The organism is Curtobacterium sp. MCPF17_003 (assembly GCF_003224385.1).
Lineage (GTDB): Bacteria > Actinomycetota > Actinomycetes > Actinomycetales > Microbacteriaceae > Curtobacterium > Curtobacterium flaccumfaciens.
Genome location: NZ_QKLC01000012.1, coordinates 1 through 24303, shown reverse-complemented (window position 1 = coordinate 24303; position 24303 = coordinate 1). Strand labels below are relative to the sequence as shown.

Sequence of the window (24303 nt, the reverse complement as noted above, 5' to 3'; positions counted from 1 at the left end):
GATCGTCGCGCTCACGACGCGGCCAGCCCGTCGAGGACGACGGCCAGGCCGTCGCGGAGCAGGTCGTCGTCGATCGACAGCGGCGGCAGGAAGCGCACGACGTTGCCGTACGTGCCGGCCGTGAGGGCGATGACCCCGTGCTCGAACGCGTACTGCACCACCCGTCCGGTGAGCCCGGGGTCAGGATCACCGGTCACGGGGTCGACGAGCTCCATCGCGACCATCGCACCGCGGCCGCGGACGTCGCCGATGCGGGGGTCGTCGGCCTGGGCGCCGCGCAGGGCGTCGAGCAGGACCGTGCCGATCGCCCCGGCGCGCTCGACGAGTCCGTCGTGTTCGAACGCGTCGATGGCCGCGAGGGCTGCGGCGCAGGCGATCGGGTTGCCGCCGTACGTCCCGCCGAGGCCGCCGACGTGGGCGGAGTCCATGATCGCCGCACGCCCGGTCACACCGGACAACGGGAGTCCGCCGGCCATGCCCTTCGCGGTCGTGACGACGTCGGGCACGATCCCCTCGTGCTCGCTGGCGAACATCGCGCCGGTGCGGGCGAACCCGGTCTGGACCTCGTCGGCGATGAACACGACGCCGTTGGCGGTGGCCCACTCGGACAGTGCGGTGAGGAACCCCGGCGCCGGGACGACGAAGCCGCCCTCGCCCTGGATCGGTTCGATCAGGACCGCGGCGGTGTTCGCAGCCCCGACCTGCTTCTCGATCTGGCTGATCGCACGCTTCGCCGCCTCGGGTCCCGACAGCCCGTCGTGGAACGGGTACGACATCGGGACGCGGTAGACCTCGGGTGCGAACGGACCGAAGCCGTTCTTGTAGGGCTGGTTCTTCGCGGTCAACGCCATCGTCAGGTTCGTGCGGCCGTGGTAGGCGTGGTCGAAGACGACGACGGCCTGCCGACCGGTGTGCTTCCGGGCGATCTTGACGGCGTTCTCGACGGCCTCGGCCCCGGAGTTGAACAGCGCCGTCCGCTTCTCGTGGTCGCCGGGGATCAGACGGTTGAGTGCCTCGGCGACGGCGACGTACCCGTCGTAGGCAGCGATGGTGAAGCACGTGTGCGTGAAGGCAGCCACCTGCTCGGTGACCGCAGCGACCACGCCGGGGTGGGCGTTGCCGACCGACGTCACGGCGATCCCGGACCCGAGGTCGACGAACGAGTTGCCGTCGGCGTCGACCACGACGCCGCCACCGGCCGCGACGACGGCGATGGGCACGGCGACGCCGACCCCGGCCGCGACGGCGACGGCCTTCCGGGCGAGCAACTCCTGCGATCGCGGGCCGGGGACGGCGGTGACGAGCCGTCGTTCCTGGGGCAGCGACGGGCCGCCGGTGGTCGCTCGGGTCGCGGACGCTGCGGTGGAGGACATGCGGCGATGGTAGGAGCCAGCAGCGCGCACTCCCACTGTCCACGGCGTACACCGTCCCCCCGGCAGATCGACCCGGTGGATAGGGTGACGGCATGCCCGCAACGCTGCGCTCCCTGCTGCACCGGGGTGAACTCCACCTGCGCCCACTCAACGACGCGGACGAGCACGCCCTCGATGCCCCGCTGTCCTGGCTGCACAGCTCGGACCTCGAGGACCCGACGCCGTTCCTCTCCGAGGGTCAGGGGCTGCTCACGACCGGCACGCAGTTCGGCGCCGAGGCCGAGGTGCGCGACGACGTCGCCGAGGCCTACGTCCGGCGGCTCGTGGACGGTGGTGTCGTGGCGCTCGGCTTCGGCACCGAGGTGGTCCGCGCCGGCACCCCCGACGCCCTGGTCGCCGCCTGCACCCGGCACGGACTGCCGCTGTTCGAGGTGCCCTACGAGACCTCCTTCATCGCGGTCGCGCAGGCCAACGCCGAAGCGGTCGCGCGGGACGCCAACGCACGCGGTGCCTGGGCCCTCGCCGCGCAGCGGGCCATCTCGCTCGCCGCGATGCGACCCGACGGACTCGGCGCGACCATCGCCGAGCTGTCCCGGCAGCTCGACGGGTGGGTCGGCCTGTTCGACGTCTCCGGTCGGCTCGACCGCGGACACCCCGCTGACGGGCTGCCCGCTGCCGACCTCGACCTCCTGCGGACCGAGGCGCTACGGCTGCTGCGCTCCGGCCAGCGGGCGAGCCTGCCGGTCGCCACGGACGGTGGTGGCGGGTACACCCTGCAGACGCTCGGCAGCGGCGGGCACCTGAGCGGCGTGCTCGCGATCGCGAACGGCGGAGCCCTCGACCGGGCCGGACGCGAGGTCGTCACGGCCGTCATCGCCCTGGCCGGCCTCGCCCTGCAGCAGAACCGTGAACTCGCCCGCGCCCGGGGACTCCTGCGCACCGGACTCCTCACGATGCTGTCCGTCGGCGAACCCGAGGTGGTGCAGGCGACGTCACGCGAGGTGTGGGGGCCGCTGCCCGCCGAACCCGTCCGGATCGCCGCTGTCGACGTCCTCGACCACGACCTCGACACCGTGGTCGACCTGCTCGAACTGTGGGTGCAGGACCGGCCGGGGCACCTGTTCTTCGCGGTCGACGACGCCCTGTTCCTCTGCGTGAACGCGGACGACACCGGGATCGTCGCTGAACTCGTCGACCGCTTCGACCTGCGCGCCGGCCTGTCCGACGGCACTGCGTACCGGTCGTTCGGACGCGCCCGCACCGAGGCAGTGCAGGCACTCGACCGACGCCGTGAAGGACGCCCGGGCACCACCGAGTTCGGCGACCTCGCGCGCGAGGGCGTCCTCGCCCACCTCGCCCACGTCGACGTGGACGCCGGTGCCGTCGCCCGCGCGTTCCTCGCCCCGCTGCTCGACCACGACCGCACGGCCGGCACCGAGCTCACGGGCACCGTCCGGACCTGGCTGCAGGAGAACTGCGAGTACGACCGGGCCGCACGGGTCCTCGGCATCCACCGGCACACCGCCCGCGCCCGGGTGGAGCACGCGGGAAGGCTCCTCGACCGTGACCTCTCCGTCTTCTCGACCCGGGCCGACCTCTGGGCAGCCTTCGTGGTCGAGGGCGCGTGACGCGCGGATACGGTGGGACGATGCCGTCGACACCGGCCCGCCGGCGCCTGAGCCCGGCCGAACGCGAAGACCAGATCACGGCGGCCTCCGTCGACCTGGCGCGCGCCGAGGGCCTCGCGGCGGTGACGCTCCGCGGGGTCGCCGCCGTGATCGGGGTCGCGCCCTCGCTCGTCGCCCACTACCGCCCGAGCATGGAGGACCTGGTCGGCGAGACGTTCCGCACCGTCGCGGTCGCCGAGGTCGCCGAGGTCCGCGCGGTCGTCGCCGCTGCGCCCGACCCCGTCTCCCGCCTCCGCACCCTGCTCGGCTGCATCGCCGATCCCGCCCGCGACGACGTCGCCACCCTGTGGGCCGACGCGTGGAGCATCGGCCGCACGAACGCGGCACTGGCGACCGCGGCGCGGGACGTCATGGACGACTGGCAGCTCCTCGCGACCACGGTCGTCGTCGAGGGTGTGCGCGCGGGCGTGCTGCACACCGACGACCCGGACGGCGTCGGACGCCTGCTCTTCGCGCTCGTCGACGCCACCAACGGGTACGCCCTGGTCGACTACCTCGACCGCCCGACCCGCGAGGGGCTGGTCCGCACGACGATCGCGCGAGCGGTGGGCCTGGACGGGTCAGCCCTGTCGGGGTGACGCCCGCCGCAGCGCCACCCACTGCAGCAGCATGATCGTCTTGCCGTCGGCGATCCGACCGTCCGCCACCATCGCGAGCGCCTCGTCGAGCTGCACCTCGAGCACCTCGATGTCCTCGCCCTCGTCCTCCACGCCGCCACCGGCCTCGACACGGTCAGCCGGGGTGTACGCGCCGAGGTAGAAGTGGACCCGCTCGGTGACCGAACCGGGGCTCATGAACACGTCGCCCAGGTGCTCGAGCGCACCGAGCCGGATGCCGAGCTCCTCGGCCGCTTCACGCCGCACCGCGGTCTCGGGGTCGTCCTCGTCGAGCAGTCCCGCCGCGGCCTCGACCAACATGCCGTCCGGATGTCCGTTCACGTACGCCGGCCACCGGAACTGCCGCGTGAGCAGGACGGTGCCGCGCTCGGCGTCGTACGGCAGGACCGTCGCACCGTTGCCGCGGTCGTAGGTCTCGCGCTGCTGCCGGTCCCACCGACCGTCACGGCGCCGGACGTCGAGGGTCGTGCGGCGGAGCACGTGCCAGCCGTTCGACACCACCTCGACGTCCCGCACGACGACGTCGGGGTTGCGGTCGAGGGCACGGCCCACGGCGTCGAGTCCGATGCGGCCGCGGTCGTCGGGCACGTCGACACCGGGACGGGGAGCGGTCGCGCGTTCGTCGGTCACCCGGTCACGGTAGCGGGCCACCTCGGCAGGACTCCGTCCGCTCGGTACGCTCGACGTGCCGCACCAGGGAGCGGCAGAGGACGGTGCAGCATGACCAGGACGTTCATCCTCCGACGACCGGACCGACCGCAGGTGGTCACCGTGTCCTTCGTGCTGTGGCTGGTGTGGGTGGCAGCCTGCGTCGCCGCCACCGTGCTCCGGTTCTTCGCGACGGACGCGGCGGTCGGCCAGGCACCGGTCCTCGCCGGGATCGTCGCGCTGGTGCTCTGGGCCCTGGTGACGTGGGCGGTGTTCCGGATGGCCGCGGGGTCCCGGGTCGCGCGCATCGTGCTCGTCGTCGTCGCGGCCTTCCGCGCGCTCCTGAGCCTCACCGGTGGCGAACTCGCGGTCCTGACGATCGCGCTGTCGGTCGTCGCCGCGGTCCTGCTCTTCCTGCCCAGCGCGCGCCCGTTCTTCGCCTCGCAGCAGGCACGGAGAGCCGACCACGGGTTCGACGGAACCGGCGTGTCGGGGCCGAGCCGTGCCTCCAGGCCGAATGCCGACCACACGACGGACGCCGATGGGGCCTGACAGCCGGGAACCGCGGACGACTCCGAAGAAACAGGAAAGGCCCCGGATTCCTCCGGGGCCTTTCCTGTTTTCGCCTGGTGCGCGAGGGGGGACTTGAACCCCCACGCCGTTTCCAGCACACGGACCTGAACCGTGCGCGTCTACCAATTCCGCCACTCGCGCCAGCCCCGAAACACTACCACGCACAGACGGGTGTCAACGCCAACCACTACCATGCAGTGGTTGACGACCGACGACACGGGAGACGCATGGGCCTGCTGGACAACTTCGAGCGAGGGTTGGAACGCGCCGTCAACGGCGCGTTCGCGAAGACCTTCCGCTCCGGGGTGCAGCCCGTCGAGATCTCGAGCGCCCTGCGGCGCGAGCTCGACACGAAGGCCGCAGTGGTCTCCCGCGAGCGCATCCTCGTGCCGAACGAGTTCACCGTGCGTCTGGCACCGCCGGACTTCACGCGCATGAACGACGTCGGTCGCCCGCTCATCGACGAACTGACCCAGATGGTGCACCAACACGCCGTCGCGCAGAACTACTCGTTCTCCGGCCCCGTCACCATCCGACTCCAGCAGGACGGCACGCTCTCGACGGGGATCCTGCAGGTCGACTCCACCACCGTGCAGCGCGATGTGGCCTGGATCCCGGTGCTCGACATCGGCTCGCAGCGACACCGTCTGCACCGCGGGCGCACGGTGATCGGGCGCGGCAGCGACGCCGACATCACCATCGCGGACACCGGGACGAGCCGGAAGCACGTCGAGTTGCTGTGGGACGGCAAGCACGCCCAGGCCACCGATCTCGGCTCCACGAACGGCTCGAAGCTGAACGGTCAGCACTTCCAGCAGGCGATCGTCGAGCCGGACTCCACCATCGAGATCGGTCGTACCCGTATGGTGTTCCGGGTGATCCCGGAGAACGACGGAGGTGCTCGATGACCACAGGCCTGACCCTGCTCGTCCTGCGCTTCGCCTTCCTCGCGGTGCTCTGGCTGTTCGTCTTCGTGATCGTGTTCGCCCTGCGCAGCGATCTCTTCGGCCAGCGCGTCCGCACGATCCCGACCGATCCCAAGTCGGCGCCGTCCGGACCGAGCACCCCCACCGTCCCTGCTGCGGCGGCCCCCGGCCCCGCCTCGAGCGGTGCGTTCACCGACGTGATCGGCCAACCCGGTGGTGCGCAGCGTCCCGCCTCGCCGGCCGCGTCCCGCCTGGTCATCACCGAGGGTGCGCGCGAGGGCATGGAGATGCCCCTGGGCGGCGGCCCGATCACGATCGGGCGTTCGAGCGAGTCGAACGTCGTGATCCGTGACGACTACACCTCGACCAACCACGCCCGCCTCGACCTCCGCGCCGACGGCTGGCTCCTCACCGACCTCGAGTCCACGAACGGCACCTTCGTCAACGGTCAGAAGGTGAGCGCTCCCGTCCTCGTGGCAGAGGGCACGCCCATCACGATCGGGACGACGACGTTCGAGCTGCGGCGGTAACCCGGCATGACCGCTCGCACGCTGAGCGCCGCTGTGTCCCACGTGGGGCGCATCCGCGCGAACAACCAGGACTCCGGCTACGCCGGGGCGCACCTGTTCGCGGTGGCGGACGGCATGGGCGGCCACGCCGGCGGTGACGTCGCCTCGGCGATCGCGATCCGACGCATCCGCGAGGTCGACCGCGAGTTCCCGTCGGCACACGACGCCGAGTTCGCGCTGCAGTCGGCACTCATCGCGGCGAACCAGCTGATCACCGAGACCGTGTTCGAGCACCAGGAGCTCACCGGCATGGGCACCACGGTGTCCGCGATGATCCGCGTCGGCGAGCAGATCGCGATCGCGCACATCGGCGACTCCCGCATCTACCGTCACCGCGACGGCGAGCTGCAGCAGATCACGTCCGACCACACCTTCGTCCAGCGGCTCGTCGACAGCGGCCGGATCACGCCGGAGGAAGCCGCGGTCCACCCGCGTCGCTCCGTGCTGATGCGCGTGCTGGGTGACGTCGACGCCGCACCCGAGGTCGACACGGCGATCATGGACATCCAGCCGGGCGACCGCTGGTTGCTCTGCTCCGACGGCCTGTCCTCGTACCTGGCCGAAGAGCGCATCCGCCACGCCCTGGCCTCGAACATGGACGCCAACCAGGTCACGCAGCGCCTGGTGAAGGAGACGCTCGACCACGGCGCCCCCGACAACGTCACCGTCGTGGTGATGGACGTCACGGACACCGAACCCGAGGACGACGACGACGCGGCCACCACGGTCGGCTCCGCTGCGGCACCGCTCACCTTCGAGGCGTCGACCGGCCGCAAGCCGATCCGCCTCCCCACGATCCTGCTGCACCCGCTCAAGGTCACCACCGCGCCCGAGGACTCGCACTTCGAGCCCGAGTCCGACCAGTTCTTCGCCGAGCTCATCGCCGAGGACCGCCGACGCCGCATCCGCCGTCGGGTGTCCTGGACCGTCGCGCTCGTGGTCGCGGTCGCCGTGCTCGTCGGCGCGGTGTTCGTCGGCTGGCGGATCACGCAGGACCACTACTACGTCGGCACCGACCGCGGCACCGTCGCGATCTACAAGGGCGTGCAGCAGTCGATCGGGCCGTTGGCCTTGTCGGACGTGTACGAGGACACCGACATCGCAGTCTCGTCGCTGCCGGACTACACCCGCGAGAACGTCCGCTCGACGATCAACGCACAGTCCCTCACCGACGCCCGTGACATCGTCGACCGTCTGCGCAAGGCCGCCGCGACCGGCGAGGACCAGGCCGGCACCGGTGGGGACGGCGACGCCAGCTCGTCACCGTCGCCCTCGCCGACGCGATCAACGTCGCCGAGTCCGACGCGGAGCCCGCGATGAGCAACGCCACGGCCGCCCAGTCCTTCACCCAGGCGATCACGATCAAGCTCCGGGAGCCCGCCCGCGCGCGGAACCTCGAGCTCTTCCTGCTCGTCATCGCATGCGGCATCTGCGCGGGTGCGATGGTGCTCGTGCAGCTCGGCACCAAGGGCCGGCTGTTCGACCAGTCGGTGCTCTGGGTCGGCGGTGGCATCCTCGGCCTCGCGCTCGTCATGCACGTGGTGCTGCGCGTCGTGGCGAAGAACGCCGACCCGTTCATCCTGCCGATCGCGCTCGTCCTGAACGGCATCGGCATCGCCGAGATCTACCGCATCGACGTCCACAACGGCCTGTCGGGCTGGGACGCCATCGGCGTGAAGCAGATCGTCTGGACGATGCTCGCGATGGTCCTGGCGATCATCACGCTCGTCGCCGTCCGCAACCACCGGTTCCTGCAGCGGTACCGGTACATCTTCATGGCGTTGACGATCGTCCTGCTGCTCCTGCCGATGCTGCCGGGCATCGGCACGAACATCGGTGGCGCGCGGGTCTGGATCAGGATCGGCCCGTTCTCGTTCCAACCCGGAGAACTCGCGAAGATCACCATGGCGCTGTTCTTCGCCGGGTACCTCGTCACCGCCCGGGATTCGCTGTCGATCGTCGGCAAGAAGTTCCTCGGCATGACGTTCCCGCGCGCCCGCGACCTCGGCCCGATCCTGGTGATGTGGGGCGCCGCGATGGCCGTCCTCGTGTTCCAGCGTGACCTCGGCACCGCCCTGCTCTACTTCGGCCTGTTCCTCGTGATGATCTACGTCGCCACGGCACGGATCAGCTGGGTCGCGATCGGTCTCACGCTGTTCATCGGTGGTGCCCTCGTCGCACAGAGTGTCCTGGAGTACGTGCGCGGCCGCTTCGAACAGTGGCTCGACCCGTTCAACCAAGAGGTCTTCAGCCGCGACACCCAGGCGAGCTACCAGCTCGTGCAGGGCCTGTTCGGCTTCGCGAACGGCGGGATCACCGGAACCGGGCTCGGGCAGGGCAGGCCGTACATCACGCCGGTCGCCAACGCCGACTACATCGTCGCGTCGCTCGGTGAAGAGCTCGGCCTGATCGGCGTCTTCGCGATCCTCGCCCTCTTCATCGTGTTCGCATCGCGTGGCATCCGCGTCGGGTTCATGGCGCAGGACGACTTCGGCAAGCTGCTCGGTGTCGGCTTCGGCTTCATCATCGCCCTGCAGGTGTTCGTGGTCGTCGGCGGCATCACCCGGATCATCCCCGTGACGGGCCTGACGACGCCGTTCATGGCCGCCGGTGGTTCGTCGCTCATCGCCAACTGGATCATCGCCGCGATGCTGCTGCGCCTGACCGACTCGATCCCCGCCGAACAGCGTGTCCAGCAGGGCGCGCTCCCCGCCGCGAGCGGGCGGACCAGGAAGGAGCGTCGTCGATGAACCGACAGCTCCGCGGTGTCTCGACCGTCATCGTGCTCATGTTCGTCGCCCTCTTCGTGTCGACGACGTCGATCCAGTTCTTCGCAGCGGACTCGTTGCGCGCCGACTCCCGGAACTCCCGAACCATCCTGGACAGTTACTCGACCAAGCGCGGCGCGATCCTCGTGGACGGCAGCCCGATCGCCGAGTCGACGCCGGTGGACGACCAGTACCAGTACCAGCGGAAGTACACGAACGGCGACCTGTACTCGGCGGTGACCGGGTACTTCACGATCGGGCAGGGCAACACCGGCATCGAGAGTGCGGAGAACACCGTGCTCTCGGGCAACTCGGACGCCTCGTTCTTCCAGAACCTCAACTCGATCCTCACCGGCCAGGACGTCCAGGGCGACAACGTCAACCTGACCATCGACCCCGACGTGCAGCAGGCCGCGTACGACGCCCTCGGCACCAACAGCGGTGCCGTCGTCGCGATCCAACCGAAGACCGGCAAGATCCTCGCGATGGTCTCGAAGCCGAGCTACGACCCGAACTCGCTCACCTCGCACGACACGGCCGAGGTCAAGCGGCAGTACGACGCCCTGCTCGGCGCCGACACCGCCCCGCTGCAGAACCGCGCCATCGGCGGTGACCTGTACACACCCGGGTCGGTGTTCAAGCTCGTGGTGGCCTCTGCGGCACTCGAGGGTGGCAAGTACAACCTCGACTCCACGTTCCCGAACCCGTCGCGACTGCAGCTGCCCGGGACGAGCTCGTACATCAACAACGCCGAGGGCGGCACCTGCGGCGGCGGCGACAAGGTCAAGCTCCGCACGGCCATCCAGTACTCGTGCAACATCCCCTTCGCCGAACTCGGCCAGAAGCTCGGGTACGACGCGATCAAGAGCATGGCCGACAAGTACGGCTTCGGCGACGCGATCGAGATCCCGATGGCTGCCACCGCGAGCCAGTACCCCGACGTCGACTCGACGGCCCAGCTCATGCTGAGCGCCTTCGGCCAGGCCAGCGTCCGGGTCTCCCCGCTGCAGATGGCGATGGTGTCGGCCGGCATCGCGAACGACGGCAAGGTCATGCAGCCCTCACTCATCGACTCGATCACCACGAGCGACCTGAAGACGGTCGAGTCCTTCTCCCCGAGGCAGTACAGTGATCCGCTGTCGCCCTCCGAGTCCGCTGACCTCACCGAGGCCATGCAGAGCGTCGTGAGCGCGGGGACCGGTACCAATGCCAAGATCGACGGTGTCGACGTCGCCGGCAAGACCGGCACGGCCGAAGGTGGCACCGGCGATCCCTACACGCTCTGGTTCACGGGGTTCGCCCCCGCCAAGGACCCGGAGGTCGCCGTGGCGGTCGTCGTCGGCAACGGCGGCGGGCTCGGGCAGTCCGGAGTCGGCAACACGGTCGCGGCCCCGGTCGCGAAGAAAGTCATGGAGGCGGTGCTGAACAAATGAGACCCACCAGCGGACTCACCTTCGGTGGGCGGTACCAGCTCTCCTCCCGGGTCGCCATCGGCGGCATGGGCGAGGTGTGGCAGGCGACCGACCTCGTCATCGGCCGAACCGTCGCACTCAAGATCCTCAAGGACGAGTACCTCGGTGACCCCGGTTTCCTCGAGCGCTTCCGCGCCGAGGCCCGGCACGCTGCCCTCGTCAACCACGAGGGCATCGCCAACGTCTTCGACTACGGCGAAGAGGACGGCAGCGCCTACCTCGTGATGGAGCTCGTCCCCGGCGAGGCCCTGTCGACCATGATCGAGCGCGAGCACACGCTCCCGGTCGACAAGGTGCTGGACATCGTCGCGCAGACCGCGAACGCCCTGCAGGCCGCACACGCGGTCGGCCTGGTGCACCGCGACATCAAGCCCGGCAACCTGCTCATCACGCCCGATGGTCGCGTCAAGATCACCGACTTCGGCATCGCCCGCATCGCCGACCAGGTCCCGCTCACCGCGACCGGCCAGGTGATGGGCACGGTGCAGTACCTGTCGCCCGAGCAGGCGAGCGGCCACCCCGCCTCGCCGTCGACCGACATCTACTCGCTCGGCATCGTCGCGTACGAGGCCCTGGCGGGTCGTCGTCCGTTCACGGGCGAGTCGCAGGTCGCGATCGCGATGGCACACATCAACGAGCAGCCGCCGCCGCTGCCCGGGGACATCCCGGAGCCCGTCTCGGCCCTGGTCATCTCGTGCATCGCGAAGAAGCCCGCCGACCGTCCCGCGACGGCCGCCAACCTCGCCCGTGCCGCACAGGCGCTGCGTCGAGGTGACGTCGCCGCTGCCACCGTGGCCGTTCCCGCGATCGCGCAGAACGGCACCGTCGCGTTCAACCCGCCGCAGGGCCAGGGGAACGACGCAGCCACCGCACTCCTCGGTACCCAGGCCGGCGCGATGGTCGGCGGACCAGGGACCCCGGGGTCCCCCGTCGGTGAGGAGCCCGAGGAGCCGAAGAAGAAGCGCGCCTGGATCTGGTGGGTCGTCGGTGTCGTCGTCCTGCTCGCCGTCGCAGCCGTCATCGGAGCCGTCGCGCTGAACGGTGCAGGTGACCCCGAGCCGGCTCCGACGAAGAGCTCGAGCTCGCCGAAGCCGACCCGCAGCCAGACCCCGACGCCGACCGCGACCCCTTCACCGAGCCGAGTGACGGTGTCCCTGGCGGACTACACCGGCGTGAAGGCGACGGACGCCCAAGCGCGCCTGCAGCAGCTCGGACTCGAGGCGACGATCGTCGACGGCGACCCGGCTGCCGACGCCGGTCAGGTCGGCACGGTGCAGTCGCTCGACCCCACCGGGAACCTCGAACCCGGCACGCTCGTGACCATCAAGGCGTACACCGCGGTGCCGACGGTCACGACCGCGCCCGATGCCCCGACCGCCGGGACCGTCTCGGCGGACGGCAAGGTGACGTTCTCGTGGAACGCCTTCACGGCGTGCCCGGCGGGTCACTCGCTGAGCGGGTACACCTACACGATCAACAACGGCACCGACGCGAAGAACCAGTCGACCGGCACCGTGACCACGACCTCGATCGAGGTCACCGGCGCCGAACCCGGCACGATCTCGCTCTCGTACACGGCGAAGTGCGGCGACCTGACCTCGCCGAGCTCGTCCACCACGAGCGCCACGTGGGAGGCCACCGAAGAGCCGACCACCGACCCGACCGAGGGCAACAACCCGAGCCAGGGTCCGCAGGACCCGAACTGAACGCCCCCCGGACGGGGACTGTCGACACCGTTCGGTAACGGTTCGGTCGAGCGCGCGGTGACCAGCCTCCCACCAGGTGGGGCTGCCGTACACTAGCCCGGACCGACAGACGGAGGAGTACGTGCCAGAAGGTGTGACCGCGGGGATCACGCTCCTCGCGAATCGCTACGAGATCGGTGACGTCATCGGTCGGGGCGGCATGGCGACCGTGCACCTCGGCAACGACACCCGCCTCGGCCGGAAGGTCGCGGTGAAGCTCCTCAAGCCGAGCCTCGCGAACGACCCGGTCTTCCGCACGCGGTTCCGCCAGGAAGCCCAGGCCGCTGCGCGCATGGCACACCCGACCGTCGTGCGCGTGTACGACGCCGGCGAAGAGACGGTGTCCGAGCCGTCGGGTGCCGAGGTGCAGGTCCCCTTCATCGTGATGGAGTACGTCGAGGGTCGGCCGCTCTCCGACATCATCGCCGAGGGTGCCGTCGCCCCCGACGAGGCCGTCCGCATCACCGAGGGCATCCTCACGGCGCTCGAGTACTCGCACCGGGCGGGCGTCGTGCACCGCGACATCAAACCGGCCAACGTGATGGTCACGCACAGCGGCCAGGTCAAGGTCATGGACTTCGGCATCGCGCGAGCCATCACCGACACCTCGGCCACGGTCGCGCAGACCACGTCGATCCTCGGTACCGCGTCGTACTTCTCACCGGAGCAGGCCCGCGGCGAGACCGTGGACGCCCGTACCGACCTGTACTCGACCGGCGTCGTGCTCTTCGAGCTCCTCACCGGTCGCGCGCCGTTCCTCGGTGACACCCCGGTCGCGGTCGCGTACCAGCACGTCAGTGAGCAGCCCGTCGCGCCGTCCACCATCACCCCCGCGATCTCCCCGGCGCTCGACGCGGTCACACTCCACGCCCTCGTCAAGGACCGCACCCGCCGGTTCCAGAACGCCGCCGAGTTCCGCTCCGATCTGCAACAGGCCGCCGCCGGGCACGTCCCGGCATCGACGAAGAAGCTGCAGCAGAACGCCGCGAACGACGCCTCGACGGTGTTGTTCGGGGTCGATCCGCGCATGACCTCGAACGCCGCGTCGGCCTTCCGTGAGCTCGACGACGACACCGCCGAACACCGTCCGCAGCGCACGCAGAACCGCCCGCCCGTCGCGTGGATCTGGGTCGGCGTCCTGCTGACGGTCGCCGTCGTGGTCGGGGTCGTCTTCTTCGTGGCGAACCTGCAGCCGGGCAAGCCACCGGTGTCGTCCTCGGTCTCGGTGCCGAACGTCGCCGGGTTGTCCTACGACGCCGCCGCCGCCGCGTTGGAGAAGCGCGACCTGAAGGCGGTCCAGGTCGAGGAGAACTCCGACGACGTCGACAAGGGGACGGTCATCCGCACCGACCCCGGCTCAGGGATCAACGTCGGACGCAGCCAGAGCGTGAACGTCATCGTGTCCTCGGGTCCGGAGCCCGTTGCCGTCCCCGAGCTGAGCGGCCAGTCACAGGCAGCAGCACAGCAGGCGTTGGACAGCGCGGGCTTCACACTCGGCGCCATCACGTCCGGGTACTCGCCCGATGTCCCCTCCGGCACCGTGATGAGCTCCGATCCAGCGTCAGGCTCGATCCAGACCAAGGGCTCCGCGGTGAACCTCACGGTCTCGAACGGCAAGGTGCAGCTGCCGAACGTGACGAACCAGCCGTACACCGAATCCAAGGCGTCCCTCGAGCAACTCGGACTGACGGTCGCTCCGGCACCGTCGAACTCGTGCACCGGCGGCCTGGTCACCCAGCAGAGCACCCCACAGGGCGACATCGCCCAGGGCAGCACCGTCACCTTGGCCTACTGCGCGGCGCCGAACGAACCGGCGAAGAACCCGACCCCGAGCGGCGACAACGGCGACCGCGGCGGTGACGGTGACGACGGACGCTGACGGTGACGACGGACGCTGATCCGTCCGTCGTGCGCACGACCGGTCGGACGCCACAGCCCCGAGCGTGATCTCCGGGTCCACGCACGGCAGACGGGTGCGTCAGGCGCGGTGCGTGGCGATGAGTGGCCCGAGGTCAGCGGCGCGCTCAGCGGCTCCGATCAGGCCGGTGGTCTCGAGCCAGTTGCCGACCATGCGGTAGCCGCCCTCGGTCAGGACCGACTCCGGGTGGAACTGCACGCCGAACACGGGGTGCTCACGGTGCTGGACGCCCATGATGACCCCACCCTCGGTGCGCGCGGTCACGGTGAGCTCGTCGGGGACGGTGCCGTCGACGATGGCGAGCGAGTGGTACCGCGTCGCCGTGAAGGGGTGGGGGACGCCGGCGAAGAGCGGGCTGTCGTCGTGGTCGACCTCGGAAGTCTTGCCGTGCATGAGCTCCTCGGCGTGCGTGACCGTGGCACCGAGGGCCTCAGCGATGGCCTGGTGCCCCAGGCAGACTCCCAGCAGCGGGGTCTCGGCTGCGATGGCCGCGTGCACCGTGGGGATCGAGACGCCCGCAGCCGCCGGCGTTCCCGGGCCCGGTGACAGGAGCACGCCGTCGTACTCGGCGATGCGGTCGGCGATCTCCGACTCGGGGAAGGCATCGTTGCGCACGACGTCGGTCTCGGCGCCGAGCTGCTGCACGTACCCGTTGAGCGTGTAGACGAAGCTGTCGTAGTTGTCGACGACGAGGATCCTGGTCATGGCGGTTCACCGTATTCGTGGGGGATGTGTGCGGCGGTCCGCGGGCCGATCCACACACGTGGTCACGGTAGGATACCGGCCATGGCCAAGGACAAGGACCGCACCAAGCCCGCCCGGACGACCCGAGCTGACGCGGTCGACACCGCGGGGGACGCCCCGAACCCGGTGTGGTTCAAGCCGGTCATGTTCGGCTTCATGCTCATCGGTCTGGTGTGGGTGATCGTCTTCTACATCTCGAACGCCACGCTGCCGGTTCCGAGCCTCGGCTCGTGGAACATCGTGATCGGCTTCGGCATCATGTTCGTCGGCTTCCTCATGACCACCCGGTGGCGCTGACCCCGAGCCTCCCGTTCTCTCGACGCCCGTCGCACCGTAAGGTGCGGCGGGCGTCGTCGTTCTCCACAACGTCGAGCACCAGTGGAACGCAGATCCTCGACGATCGGGCCGTTCTCCACACTTTTCCACACTCTCCACACGGTCATCCACACCCGCACCCCGGAGTTATCCACAGGTGAGTCCACAGTGGGGATAATCACACTGGTGTAACTCGATGCGTTCTCCACACCTGTGGATAACTCCCGGCGGCGCTGTGGAGAGCCGTGGATGAGCAGGAGCGGGTGCCCCGGGAACGACGAACGCCCCGCCGCAGTGCGACGGGGCGTTCGAGGGTGGTGCTGCGGCCGTGTCAGCCGACCGTGACGGCGTACCCGACTGCAGTGAGGGCGAGGCCGAGCACCGCCGCAGCGACGATCAACGCGATCTGCAACGGACGCTTCCGGATGTTCCGCGTCTGCGCGAAGACGAAGCCCATCACGAAGCCACCGATGATCCCGCCGACGTGCGCCTGCCACGAGATGTTGGTCCCGGGCAGGAACCCGATCACCAGGTTCAGCCCGATGATCACGAGGAGTTGCACGGCGTTGTTCCCCAGGCTGCGCTGCAGCACGAAGAACGCGGCGAAGAGACCGAAGATGGCACCGGACGCTCCGACGACCCAGGTGCCCGGAGCGAGGAAGGTCACGAGCATCGACCCGAAGATCCCGGTGATGAAGTACAGCGCCAGGAACCGCCAGGCACCGAGCATGTTCTCGAGCATCCGACCGAAGATCCACAGCGCCCACATGTTGAACAGGATGTGGAAGATGCCCGAGTGCACGAACAGGACCGTCACCACGCGCCAGGGCTGGGTCGGGAACAACAGCGAGTTGTAGGCGAACAGGCTCGAGAAGAACCCACCGCTCACCTGGTCGAGCAGCCAGATGGCGACCGAGGTCGCGATGATGACGACCGTGACCTTCTGGTCGAGCATGGCGAAGCGCCGCCGAGCGACCGTGAACCCACTGGGGGCTCCGGACGCTCGGCGGTTCGCTGCGAACTGTGCACGCTGTTCACGCACGCACTCCGGGCAGTGCACCCCGACCGCTGCCGGCGTCTGGCACTCCGGGCAGATCGTCCGCCCGCAGCGCTGGCAGAGGACGAAGCTCTGCCGGTCCGGATGCCGGTAGCAGGTGTTGTTCGGGTTGTACGCCTGGTCGGTCACGTGAGGGTCAGACGCCTTCGACGTCGATGCTCTGGATGACGACGTCCTCGACGGGCTTGTCACGACCATCGGTCGGAACACCCTCGATCGCGTCGACGACCGCGCGGGACTCGTCGTCGGCGACCTCACCGAAGATGGTGTGCTTGCCCTGCAGCCACGGCGTTGCCACCGTGGTGATGAAGAACTGCGAGCCGTTGGTGCCGCGGCCGCCCTGGATGCCGGCGTTCGCCATGGCGAAGATGTAGGGGTTCTGGAACGTGAGCTCCGGGGAGATCTCGTCGTCGAAGCGGTAACCGGGGCCACCGATGCCCTGGCCGAGCGGGTCGCCGCCCTGGATCATGAAGTCCTTGATGATGCGGTGGAAGATCACGCCGTCGTAGAGCTTGTCGGTCGAGACCTTGCCCGTGCCGGGGTGGGTCCACTCCTGCTGGCCCGTGGCGAGGTCGACGAAGTTCTTGACGGTCTTCGGTGCGTGGTTGCCGAACAGGTTGACGCGGATGTCGCCCTTGTTGGTGTGGATCGTTGCGACAGCGGTGTGCAGAGACATGTTCCGATTCTCGCATGTACTCCTGACCGCGGACGGATTGCACAGCTGCGGTTCCGTGACCTGTCAGGCAGTGTGGTGGCAGGATGGGGGCACGCCGATCCGATGGAGGTACCAGATGACGACGATCGAGATCCCGCGAAAGCGTCGGAAGCAGATCAAGAAGCTCAAGGGCCAGACCGCCTCGCTCCTCGGCGAGCAGCGCAAGGTCCTCGAGCACGCGAACGCGATCCTGGCCGAGGCCCGGTCGAACGCCGCGGACGCAGCTCGCAAGGACATCGCACCCCGCGTGCAGAACGCGATCGACAACGGGATCCGTCCCGCGTTCGCCACCGGCGTGCACGCTGCCACCTCGGCAGCGCAGAGCGCTTCGCACAAGTTCCAGTCCGAGGTGGTCCCCGGACTCGTCTCGACCGCTGGTTCGATGCTGAGCGTGACCGATCTCGCGAAGGACCCCCGGGTCAAGAAGATCGTGAAGAACGCGCAGAAGAAGAGCAAGGGCGCGAAGAAGGCCGCGGCGAAGTACGTCCCGTCGCAGCAGAAGAAGGGTCTCGGCTTCGGCGGAGTCGCACTCATCATCGTCGGCGTCGTCGCCGTCGCCGGTGCTGCGTACGCCGCGTACCAGACGCTCCGCGCCGACGACGACCTCTGGGTCGCCGACGACGCCGACACGGCGGAGAAGCCCGCCGCCTGACCTCCCGGTTCGTACGAAGGGCCCCGGCTGTCGCCGGGGCCCTTCGTCGTTCCCGGGCCTGGCATTCGTGCACCCGCGCACGCATGCCCTGAAGGCGCCCACCCACCGACCTGGAGGCCCGCACCGGCCTGGCCCCGCGCCTCCCGTCCGTCACTGATCGCGCAACCTGCCGCGGTGGCCACCGAGAGGTCGCAACCCGTCGCCGACGCGCTTGCCGGCCGACAGTGCACGCAACCTCGCCAGCGCGCATGCGGGATGTCGTGACCACTCGAAGAAGACGACATCGCATGGCGGATCCAGCCATCGCGGAGCGACGCGCACGAGCACAGAACGAAGCCCCTGGGCAGACGACGAAGTCGTCAACCAGGGGCTGGCGTGAGTGGAGCCTGGGAGAATCGAACTCCCGACATCCTGCTTGCAAAGCAGGCGCTCTACCAACTGAGCTAAGGCCCCGAGTGCCACCGAGGTGATCGGCGACGGGATGGAGTTGTCGTGGTGTTCCGGAGAACTGGTGGGGCTACAAGGACTTGAACCTTGGACCTCTTCGTTATCAGCGAAGCGCTCTAACCGCCTGAGCTATAGCCCCTCAGACCGGATGAAAGCCTACCGTACGATCCCGTCGGAACGAAATCGAGCAGTTGGCCCATCCGGCCCGGGTGTGTCAGTTGTTCGTGAAGCCCACGAGCAGACCGCCCGTGATCCGCACACTGAGGTTGTAGAGCACGCTCACGATGGCGCCGAGGACGGTGCCGACGACCACGTTGAGGATGCCCACGACGATGGAGAACCCGAGGACCTGGCCCAGCGAGAACTGGTCCATGATCGAGTAACTGTTCTGGCCGGTGACGTCCTTCAACAGGGCGTCGACCTGGGTGAACACACCCGTCTGGTTCAGGATGACCCACACCAGTGCCGTGGCGACCACGATCACGATGCTGCCGGCCAGGGCGATGAGGAAGCTCAGCTTCACCATCGACCAGAAGTCGACGTAGACCAGTCGCAACCGCACCTGGCGGGTGCCGACGGGACGCTTCGCCTTCTTCTGGAGCTTCTCGGCGACACTACTCATTGGTTGACTGGTCCTCTCCGGCCTCGTCTGCGACGGGCTCGGTGTCGATGGGATCAGTGGAATCCGGGGCCGCTTCGGCAGGGCTGACCGTCTCCACCGGGCCCGCGGGCTCGATCTCGGCGTCGTCCTGGTCGTCCAGGTTCCGCTCGGTGTTCCGGGCCACCGCGATGATCCGGTCGTTCTCCGCGAACCTCGCGAAGACGACGCCCATCGTGTCACGGCCCTTGGCAGGGACCTCGGCCACGGCAGACCTTACCACCTTGCCCGATTGCAGCACGACGAGCACCTCGTCGTCCTCGCCGACGATGAGAGCGCCCACGAGATCGCCCCGGTCGACCGCCAACTTCGCGACCTTGATGCCCAGACCACCACGGCCCTGCACGCGGTACTGGTCGACCGCGGTGCGTTTGGCGTAGCCGCCCTCGGTCATCACCCAGACGAAGCCGTCGTCCGAGACGACCCGGGCTGCGAGCAGCGAGTCGCCGTCGCGGAAGGACATGCCCTTCACACCCGAGGTCGAGCGACCCATCGGACGCAGGGTGTCGTTCGTCGCCGTGAACCGGAGCGACATGCCCTGGCGGGACACCAGGAGCAGATCGTCGTGCTCGTCGACGAGCAGCGCCTGGCGGAGCTTGTCGCCGTCGCGCAGGTTGATCGCGATGATGCCGCCGGTGCGGTTCGTGTCGTACTCGGTGAGCGCGGTCTTCTTCACCAGGCCGTGCTCGGTCGCGAGCACGAGGTACTGCGCGACCTCGTAGTCGCGGATGTCGAGTACCTGCTGGATCTGCTCGTCGGGCTGCATCGCGAGGAGGTTCGCGACGTGCTGGCCCTTCGCGTCACGGCCGGCTTCCTGCAGCTCGTACGCCTTGGCGCGGTAGACCCGGCCCTGGTCGGTGAGGAACAGGAGCCAGTGGTGCGTCGTCGTGACGAAGAAGTGCTCGACGATGTCGTCGGCTCGGAGCTGGGCCCCCCGGACACCTCGGCCGCCGCGGTGCTGCGAGCGGTACTGGTCGCTGCGCGTGCGCTTGACGTAGCCACCGCGGGTGATGGTGACGACCATCTCCTCTTCGGGGATCAGGTCTTCCATCGACATGTCGCCGTCGTAGCCGAACATGATCTCGGTACGCCGGTCGTCGCCGAAGCGGTCGACGATCTCGCTCAGCTCGTCGCGGATGATCGAGCGCTGACGGCTCTCCGACCCGAGGATGTCCTGGAAGTCGGCGATCTTGCGCTCGAGCTCTTCGGCCTCGTCGTGGATCTTCTGACGCTCGAGGGCGGCGAGACGACGGAGCTGCAGTTCGAGGATCGCGCGCGCCTGGATCTCGTCGACGGACAGTAGGTCCATCAGGCCGGTGCGGGCCTCTTCGACGTCGGGCGAGCGACGGATGAGCGCGATGACCTCGTCGAGGGCGTCGAGCGCAGCCAGGTAGCCGCGCAGGATGTGGGCGCGCTTCTCGGCCTCGCGCAGACGGAACTGCGTGCGGCGGACGATGACGTCGACCTGGTGCGCGACCCACGCCGAGATGAAGCCGTCGAGCGGCAGGGTGCGGGGCACCCCGTCGACGATCGCGAGCATGTTCGCGCCGAAGTTCTCCTGCAGCTGGGTGTGCTTGTACAGGTTGTTCAGCACGACCTTGGCGACGGCGTCGCGCTTCAGCACGATGACCAGGCGCTGCCCGGTGCGACCGGAGGTCTCGTCACGGATGTCGGCGACACCGGCGAGCTTGCCGTCCTTGACGAGCTCGGCGATCTTGATCGCCAGGTTGTCCGGGTTGACCTGGTACGGCAGCTCGGTGACGACGAGGCAGGTGCGACCCTGGATCTCCTCCACCGAGACCACGGCACGCATCGTGATCGAGCCACGGCCGGTGCGGTAGGCGTCCTGGATGCCCTTGGTGCCGAGCACCTGCGCACCGGTGGGGAAGTCCGGGCCCTTGATGCGCTGCATGAGCGCGGCGAGCAGCTCTTCGCGGGTGGCGTCGGGGTTGTCGAGCGCCCACTTTGCACCCTCGGCGACCTCGCGCAGGTTGTGCGGCGGGATGTTCGTGGCCATGCCGACCGCGATGCCGACCGAGCCGTTGACGAGCAGGTTCGGGAAGCGGGCCGGCAGGATCGCCGGCTCCTGGGTGCGGCCGTCGTAGTTGTCCTGGAAGTCGACGGTGTCCTCGTCGATGTCGCGGACCATCTCGAGCGCGAGCGGCGCCATCTTCGTCTCGGTGTACCGCGGGGCGGCGGCGCCGTCGTTGCCCGGCGAACCGAAGTTGCCCTGGCCGAGCGCGAGCGGGTACCGGAGCGACCACGGTTGCACCAGGCGGACGAGGGCGTCGTAGATCGCCGAGTCACCGTGCGGGTGGAACTGGCCCATGACGTCACCCACGACGCGGGAACACTTCGAGAACGCACGGTCCGGGCGGTAGCCGCCGTCGAACATCGCGTAGATCACACGGCGGTGCACCGGCTTGAGGCCGTCGCGGACCTCCGGCAGGGCACGACCGACGATGACCGACATCGCGTAGTCGAGGTACGAGCGCTGCATCTCGAGCTGCAGGTCGACCTGCGAGATGCGGTCACCGGAGACGACGATGTCCCCGCTGTCGCCGTGGACGATCTCGGGCTGCTCGTCGGCGCCGTTCTCGTTGTCGTCAGCCATGTGGCTTCGTTCCCTTTCTGGACAGCCTGGAGGCTGTGGTTCCGTTGGTCGCGCCGGGCGCGACCACAGGTGGTCAGGACTGGTCGACGCGGCTCACGCCGCGCCTCCTGGCCGTTAGATGTCGAGGAAGCGGACGTCCTTGGCGTTCTGCTGGATGAACTGGCGACGTGCGTCGACGTCTTCACCCATCAGCGTCGAGAAGACGCTGTCCACAGCAGCCGCGTCCTCCAGCGTGACCTGCAGGAGCGTGCGGGTGTCCGGGTTCATCGTGGTGTCCCAGAGCTCCTTGTAGTCCATCTCGCCGAGGCCCTTGTAGCGCTGGATCCCGTTGTCCTTCGGGATGCGCTTGCCGGCTGCGAGGCCGGCCTGCATCAGTGCGTCGCGCTCCCGGTCGCTGAAGACGTACTCGTGCGCCGAGTTCGACCACTTCAGGCGGTAGAGCGGCGGCTGCGCGAGGTACACGTAGCCGTGCTCGATCAGCGGACGCATGTAGCGGAACAGCAGCGTGAGCAGCAGCGTGGTGATGTGCTGACCGTCGACGTCGGCATCGGCCATCAGCACGATCTTGTGGTACCGGGCCTTGTCCGGGTCGAAGTCCTCACCGATGCCGGCACCGAACGCCGTGATCATCGACTGGATCTCCTGGTTCGCGAGGGCGCGGTCGAGCCGGGCCTTCTCGACGTTCAGGATCTTGCCGCGCAGGGGCAGGATCGCCTGGGTCATCGGATTGCGGCCCTGCACGGCGGAACCGCCGGCGGAGTCACCCTCGACCATGAAGATCTCCGACACCGTCGGGTCCTTCGACTGGCAGTCCTTGAGCTTGCCGGGCATGCCGCCCGACTCGAGCAGCCCCTTGCGGCGAGTGGTCTCGCGCGCCTTGCGGGCGGCCAGACGTGCCTGCGACGCCTGGATCGCCTTGCGGACGACGTCGCGCGCCTGCGTCGGGTTGCTCTCGAACCAGTGGGTCAGCTCGGTGCCGACGACGCGCTGCACGAACGACTTCGCCTCGGTGTTGCCGAGCTTGGTCTTCGTCTGCCCCTCGAACTGCGGCTCGCCGAGCTTGACGGAGATGACGGCGGTCAGCCCTTCGCGGATGTCGTCACCCGTGAGGTTGTCGTCCTTCTCCTTGATGATCTTCGCCTCGCGCGCGTAGCGGTTGACGAGGGTCGTGAGCGCGGCGCGGAAGCCCTCTTCGTGGGTTCCGCCCTCGTGCGTGTTGATCGTGTTCGCGAAGGTGTGGACGCTCTCCTGGTAGGAGGTGTTCCACTGCATCGCGACCTCGAGCGCGATCTTGCGCTCCGGGTCCTCGGCCTCGAAACCGATGACGTCGGGGTGGACCAGGTCGGCCTTCTTCTGCGCGTTGATGTACTCGACGTAGTCGGCGAGACCTCGCTCGTACATGAACGTGTCGTTGCGCGCCTCTTCCCCTTCTTCCGGGGTGCGCTCGTCGCGCAGGTTGATCCGCAGGCCCTTGTTCAGGAAGGCCATCTGCTGGAACCGCGTCCGCAGGGTCTCGTAGTCGAAGACGACGGACTCGAAGATCTCGGCGTTCGGCCAGAACGTGATCGTCGTGCCGGTCTCGTCCGTCTCTTCGTCCTTGGAGACGGGCGCGACGGGGACACCGTCGGTGTAGCTCTGACGCCAGACGTGGCCCTGCCGACGGACCTCGACGTCGAGCTCGGAGCTCAGCGCGTTCACCACGGACGAACCGACGCCGTGCAGACCACCGGAGACGGCGTAGCCGCCACCGCCGAACTTGCCACCGGCGTGCAGGACGGTGAGGACCACCTGCAGGGTCGAGACCCCTTCGGCCGCGTGGACGTCGACCGGGATGCCACGGCCGTTGTCGACGACGCGGACGCCACCGTCTTCACGGATGCTCACGTCGATGGTGTCGCAGTACCCGGCGAGGGCTTCGTCGACGGAGTTGTCGACGATCTCCTGGACCAGGTGGTGCAGACCGCGCGGGCCGGTCGAACCGATGTACATACCGGGGCGCTTGCGGACGGCCTCGAGCCCCTCGAGCACCTGAATCTGGTCTGCGCCGTAGGACGGTTCGCTCTGCGGGGTCTCCGCGCCGAGCGGGTTCTGCCGGTCGTCTTCAGATTCTGCTGCCATGTCGAGCGTGCTCCTGCCTGCGCGCGGAACGCCCGCGCACTGCACCTCCCAGTCTACCGCAGAGCCCCCTCTTTCGAGGGCTCATCTGCCCCTCAGACGGGCTTTTCTGGCACTCCAGGATGATTTCGTCGCCTCAACCGTAGGTGTCGCGAGGACCGCGCCCCTGGACCGTCCTGGGGCCGCGTTTCCACGTGGGGGCGTCCGGGCCGGAAACCCTGATCGACTCGACCCCGGCTTCGGGGTGCCGTTCCGCGATGGTCGTCGTGACCGTCGCACGCATCAGTCTGAGCTGGGTCGCCCAGGCCGTCGAGTCGCACCGGATGACCAGTGCGCCGTCCTCGATGGTGACCGGCCGGGAGTGCTTCGCCAGCTCCTCGCCGACGACGCTCGGCCAGTCCACGAACAGCTCGGAGCGGGCGAGGGGTTCCGTCCAGCCGAGCTCCTGGGCGAGCGAACCGACGATGTCGGCGAGGCCCTTCGGCTCGCGGCCACGTCCGTACGGCACGGTGTCGGCGTCGAACTCGCGGGCACGTCGGCGGCGGGCATCGGTGCCGCGCTTGGACGGGTCGCCGAACACCGCGCGCAGGTGGCGGTACACCTGCGAGGGTTCGGTGGGCTTGCGGGGCTTCGGCATCAGGCGTCGGCTCCGGCGGGGGTCGGGTTGGCGCTGTCTCTTATACACATCT

Annotated in this window: 21 protein-coding genes and 3 tRNA genes; 12 read left to right on the top strand and 12 right to left on the bottom strand. The window is 68.9% G+C overall.

The window, feature by feature from the left end:
- Positions 1 to 11: 11 nt before the first annotated feature.
- Positions 12 to 1373: a 4-aminobutyrate--2-oxoglutarate transaminase gene (gabT, locus tag DEJ30_RS12610; protein WP_110861922.1), complete on the bottom strand. Its 1362-nt coding sequence runs from the start codon at positions 1371 to 1373 to the stop codon at positions 12 to 14.
- 92 nt (positions 1374 to 1465) lie between these two features.
- Between gabT and DEJ30_RS12605 the strand changes: the two genes are divergently transcribed.
- Together DEJ30_RS12605 and DEJ30_RS12600 are read left to right on the top strand one after the other, a co-directional pair.
- On the top strand, positions 1466 to 3001 hold the full coding sequence (locus DEJ30_RS12605; protein ID WP_110861920.1) for a PucR family transcriptional regulator: 1536 nt from the start codon (positions 1466 to 1468) through the stop codon (positions 2999 to 3001).
- A 20-nt stretch (positions 3002 to 3021) separates the two neighbouring features.
- Positions 3022 to 3639 carry a TetR family transcriptional regulator gene (locus DEJ30_RS12600; protein ID WP_110861918.1) on the top strand — a complete coding sequence of 206 codons (618 nt, stop codon included), beginning with the start codon at positions 3022 to 3024 and terminating at the stop codon, positions 3637 to 3639.
- Here the strand turns inward: DEJ30_RS12600 and DEJ30_RS12595 are convergent.
- A complete protein-coding gene (locus tag DEJ30_RS12595; protein ID WP_110862064.1) occupies positions 3622 to 4308 on the bottom strand; it encodes an NUDIX domain-containing protein in 687 nt (228 codons plus the stop codon). The two genes, DEJ30_RS12600 and DEJ30_RS12595, sit on opposite strands and share 18 nt — an antisense overlap.
- 90 nt (positions 4309 to 4398) lie before the next feature.
- Between DEJ30_RS12595 and DEJ30_RS12590 the strand changes: the two genes are divergently transcribed.
- Positions 4399 to 4878 carry a hypothetical protein gene (locus DEJ30_RS12590; protein ID WP_110861917.1) on the top strand — a complete coding sequence of 160 codons (480 nt, stop codon included), beginning with the start codon at positions 4399 to 4401 and terminating at the stop codon, positions 4876 to 4878.
- A gap of 75 nt (positions 4879 to 4953) precedes the next feature.
- Here the strand turns inward: DEJ30_RS12590 and DEJ30_RS12585 are convergent.
- Positions 4954 to 5040 (bottom strand) — tRNA-Leu (locus DEJ30_RS12585).
- Between the two features lie 86 nt (positions 5041 to 5126).
- Between DEJ30_RS12585 and DEJ30_RS12580 the strand changes: the two genes are divergently transcribed.
- From DEJ30_RS12580 to pknB, 7 genes are all read left to right on the top strand, one after another.
- Positions 5127 to 5807: a DUF3662 and FHA domain-containing protein gene (locus DEJ30_RS12580; RefSeq protein ID WP_110861915.1), complete on the top strand. Its 681-nt coding sequence runs from the start codon at positions 5127 to 5129 to the stop codon at positions 5805 to 5807.
- Entirely contained in the window at positions 5804 to 6355 is a 552-nt protein-coding gene (locus DEJ30_RS12575) for an FHA domain-containing protein (protein ID WP_110861913.1), read from the top strand. The genes DEJ30_RS12580 and DEJ30_RS12575 overlap by 4 nt, the downstream gene beginning before the upstream one ends.
- A gap of 6 nt (positions 6356 to 6361) precedes the next feature.
- The gene (locus DEJ30_RS12570) at positions 6362 to 7714 is read left to right on the top strand and encodes a Stp1/IreP family PP2C-type Ser/Thr phosphatase (protein WP_110861911.1); all 1353 of its coding nucleotides are present in this window, start codon (positions 6362 to 6364) and stop codon (positions 7712 to 7714) included.
- Positions 7711 to 9144, top strand: a complete 1434-nt coding sequence (locus DEJ30_RS12565; RefSeq protein ID WP_110861909.1) for an FtsW/RodA/SpoVE family cell cycle protein — start codon at positions 7711 to 7713, stop codon at positions 9142 to 9144. The genes DEJ30_RS12570 and DEJ30_RS12565 overlap by 4 nt, the downstream gene beginning before the upstream one ends.
- The gene (locus DEJ30_RS12560) at positions 9141 to 10595 is read left to right on the top strand and encodes a penicillin-binding protein 2 (protein ID WP_110861907.1); all 1455 of its coding nucleotides are present in this window, start codon (positions 9141 to 9143) and stop codon (positions 10593 to 10595) included. The genes DEJ30_RS12565 and DEJ30_RS12560 overlap by 4 nt, the downstream gene beginning before the upstream one ends.
- Positions 10592 to 12340 carry a serine/threonine-protein kinase gene (locus tag DEJ30_RS12555; protein WP_110861905.1) on the top strand — a complete coding sequence of 583 codons (1749 nt, stop codon included), beginning with the start codon at positions 10592 to 10594 and terminating at the stop codon, positions 12338 to 12340. The genes DEJ30_RS12560 and DEJ30_RS12555 overlap by 4 nt, the downstream gene beginning before the upstream one ends.
- 121 nt (positions 12341 to 12461) lie before the next feature.
- A complete protein-coding gene (gene pknB / locus DEJ30_RS12550) occupies positions 12462 to 14258 on the top strand; it encodes a Stk1 family PASTA domain-containing Ser/Thr kinase (RefSeq protein WP_258369917.1) in 1797 nt (598 codons plus the stop codon).
- 99 nt (positions 14259 to 14357) lie between these two features.
- Here the strand turns inward: pknB and DEJ30_RS12545 are convergent, their stop codons facing one another.
- On the bottom strand, positions 14358 to 15002 hold the full coding sequence (locus DEJ30_RS12545) for an aminodeoxychorismate/anthranilate synthase component II (RefSeq protein ID WP_110861901.1): 645 nt from the start codon (positions 15000 to 15002) through the stop codon (positions 14358 to 14360).
- Positions 15003 to 15083: 81 nt separating this feature from the next.
- Here DEJ30_RS12545 and DEJ30_RS12540 point away from each other — a divergent pair, with 81 nt between their 5' ends.
- A complete protein-coding gene (locus DEJ30_RS12540) occupies positions 15084 to 15338 on the top strand; it encodes a cell division protein CrgA (protein WP_110861899.1) in 255 nt (84 codons plus the stop codon).
- 349 nt (positions 15339 to 15687) lie between these two features.
- Here DEJ30_RS12540 and DEJ30_RS12535 read toward each other — a convergent pair whose 3' ends face one another.
- Together DEJ30_RS12535 and DEJ30_RS12530 are read right to left on the bottom strand one after the other, a co-directional pair.
- Entirely contained in the window at positions 15688 to 16542 is an 855-nt protein-coding gene (locus DEJ30_RS12535) for a rhomboid family intramembrane serine protease (protein WP_110861897.1), read from the bottom strand.
- Between the two features lie 7 nt (positions 16543 to 16549).
- The gene (locus tag DEJ30_RS12530; RefSeq protein WP_027466924.1) at positions 16550 to 17089 is read right to left on the bottom strand and encodes a peptidylprolyl isomerase; all 540 of its coding nucleotides are present in this window, start codon (positions 17087 to 17089) and stop codon (positions 16550 to 16552) included.
- Positions 17090 to 17204: 115 nt separating this feature from the next.
- On the opposite strand from DEJ30_RS12530, the gene DEJ30_RS12525 reads away from it, so the two are divergent.
- Entirely contained in the window at positions 17205 to 17780 is a 576-nt protein-coding gene (locus tag DEJ30_RS12525) for a hypothetical protein (protein WP_110861894.1), read from the top strand.
- A gap of 380 nt (positions 17781 to 18160) precedes the next feature.
- Here the strand turns inward: DEJ30_RS12525 and DEJ30_RS12520 are convergent.
- The 6 genes from DEJ30_RS12520 to DEJ30_RS12495 all read right to left on the bottom strand — a co-directional run bounded on the left by DEJ30_RS12520 (position 18161) and on the right by DEJ30_RS12495 (position 24299).
- A tRNA-Ala gene (locus DEJ30_RS12520) sits at positions 18161 to 18233 on the bottom strand.
- Between the two features lie 56 nt (positions 18234 to 18289).
- Positions 18290 to 18366, bottom strand: a tRNA-Ile gene (locus tag DEJ30_RS12515).
- Positions 18367 to 18441: 75 nt separating this feature from the next.
- A complete protein-coding gene (locus DEJ30_RS12510) occupies positions 18442 to 18849 on the bottom strand; it encodes a DUF3566 domain-containing protein (protein WP_027466922.1) in 408 nt (135 codons plus the stop codon).
- Positions 18842 to 21499, bottom strand: a complete 2658-nt coding sequence (gene gyrA, locus DEJ30_RS12505) for a DNA gyrase subunit A (RefSeq protein ID WP_110861892.1) — start codon at positions 21497 to 21499, stop codon at positions 18842 to 18844. Before gyrA ends, DEJ30_RS12510 begins: the two co-directional genes overlap by 8 nt.
- Positions 21500 to 21613: 114 nt before the next feature.
- The gene (gene gyrB, locus DEJ30_RS12500; RefSeq protein WP_110861890.1) at positions 21614 to 23617 is read right to left on the bottom strand and encodes a DNA topoisomerase (ATP-hydrolyzing) subunit B; all 2004 of its coding nucleotides are present in this window, start codon (positions 23615 to 23617) and stop codon (positions 21614 to 21616) included.
- A 133-nt stretch (positions 23618 to 23750) separates the two neighbouring features.
- A complete protein-coding gene (locus DEJ30_RS12495) occupies positions 23751 to 24299 on the bottom strand; it encodes a DUF721 domain-containing protein (protein ID WP_258369933.1) in 549 nt (182 codons plus the stop codon).
- Positions 24300 to 24303 lie beyond the last annotated feature (4 nt).

Excerpts from the sequence above, each read along its gene's own strand:
- gyrB (WP_110861890.1), bottom strand. The coding sequence starts at position 23,617 with ATGGCAGCAGAATCTGAAGACGACCGGCAGAACCCGCTCGGCGCGGAG.
- DEJ30_RS12545 (WP_110861901.1), bottom strand. The coding sequence starts at position 15,002 with ATGACCAGGATCCTCGTCGTCGACAACTACGACAGCTTCGTCTACACG.
- gyrA (WP_110861892.1), bottom strand. The coding sequence starts at position 21,499 with ATGGCTGACGACAACGAGAACGGCGCCGACGAGCAGCCCGAGATCGTC.
- DEJ30_RS12575 (WP_110861913.1), top strand. The coding sequence starts at position 5,804 with ATGACCACAGGCCTGACCCTGCTCGTCCTGCGCTTCGCCTTCCTCGCG.
- DEJ30_RS12590 (WP_110861917.1), top strand. The coding sequence starts at position 4,399 with ATGACCAGGACGTTCATCCTCCGACGACCGGACCGACCGCAGGTGGTC.
- DEJ30_RS12565 (WP_110861909.1), top strand. The coding sequence starts at position 7,711 with ATGAGCAACGCCACGGCCGCCCAGTCCTTCACCCAGGCGATCACGATC.
- DEJ30_RS12555 (WP_110861905.1), top strand. The coding sequence starts at position 10,592 with ATGAGACCCACCAGCGGACTCACCTTCGGTGGGCGGTACCAGCTCTCC.
- DEJ30_RS12580 (WP_110861915.1), top strand. The coding sequence starts at position 5,127 with ATGGGCCTGCTGGACAACTTCGAGCGAGGGTTGGAACGCGCCGTCAAC.
- DEJ30_RS12510 (WP_027466922.1), bottom strand. The coding sequence starts at position 18,849 with ATGAGTAGTGTCGCCGAGAAGCTCCAGAAGAAGGCGAAGCGTCCCGTC.
- DEJ30_RS12570 (WP_110861911.1), top strand. The coding sequence starts at position 6,362 with ATGACCGCTCGCACGCTGAGCGCCGCTGTGTCCCACGTGGGGCGCATC.
- DEJ30_RS12525 (WP_110861894.1), top strand. The coding sequence starts at position 17,205 with ATGACGACGATCGAGATCCCGCGAAAGCGTCGGAAGCAGATCAAGAAG.
- gabT (WP_110861922.1), bottom strand. The coding sequence starts at position 1,373 with ATGTCCTCCACCGCAGCGTCCGCGACCCGAGCGACCACCGGCGGCCCG.
- DEJ30_RS12540 (WP_110861899.1), top strand. The coding sequence starts at position 15,084 with ATGGCCAAGGACAAGGACCGCACCAAGCCCGCCCGGACGACCCGAGCT.
- DEJ30_RS12605 (WP_110861920.1), top strand. The coding sequence starts at position 1,466 with ATGCCCGCAACGCTGCGCTCCCTGCTGCACCGGGGTGAACTCCACCTG.
- DEJ30_RS12600 (WP_110861918.1), top strand. The coding sequence starts at position 3,022 with ATGCCGTCGACACCGGCCCGCCGGCGCCTGAGCCCGGCCGAACGCGAA.
- DEJ30_RS12530 (WP_027466924.1), bottom strand. The coding sequence starts at position 17,089 with ATGTCTCTGCACACCGCTGTCGCAACGATCCACACCAACAAGGGCGAC.
- DEJ30_RS12560 (WP_110861907.1), top strand. The coding sequence starts at position 9,141 with ATGAACCGACAGCTCCGCGGTGTCTCGACCGTCATCGTGCTCATGTTC.